The sequence below is a fragment of the Pseudoalteromonas sp. BSi20652 genome (assembly GCF_000239855.1).
GTDB lineage: Bacteria > Pseudomonadota > Gammaproteobacteria > Enterobacterales > Alteromonadaceae > Pseudoalteromonas.
Genome location: NZ_BADT01000122.1, coordinates 1 through 546 on the forward strand (window position 1 = coordinate 1; position 546 = coordinate 546).

At 37.0% G+C, this 546-nt stretch carries 1 protein-coding gene; it reads right to left on the bottom strand.

The features are described from left to right. Positions 1-8: 8 nt before the first annotated feature. Positions 9-546 (bottom strand): AMP-binding protein (locus P20652_RS18290; protein ID WP_033017542.1); only part of this gene is annotated, 538 nt, incomplete at its 5' end.

Sequence of the window (546 nt, forward strand, 5' to 3'; positions counted from 1 at the left end):
ATAGGTTGCTAATCTTTCAAGGCTCTTCTGAGAATTTTACCTACATTAGTTTTAGGTAACTCATCCCTAAACTCGACGAGTTTTGGAACCTTGTAATTAGTTAAATTATCACGACAGTGTTTTATTATATCTTTTTCAGTTAAAGATGGGTCTTTTTTAACAACAAAAACTTTAACTTGTTCACCACTTGCATCGTGAGGGACACCAATAGCTGCCACTTCCAGAACACCTTCGTGCATAGCAACAACTTCTTCTATTTCATTAGGGAAAACATTAAAGCCAGATACAATAATCATATCTTTTTTACGATCCACTATAAAAAAGAAACCTTCATCATCATAAGTAGCTATATCACCTGTTGCAAACCAACCATCTTTTAAACATTCAGCGGTAGCATCCGGACGTTTATAGTAACCCACCATTACTTGTGGACCTTTAACGCATAACTCACCTGGCTCTCCTTTTGCTGCTTCATCACCATTATCAAGAACAAGCTTAATATCAGTGTTAGGCGCTGGTAGTCCAATCGAGCCATTGTAAGATTCT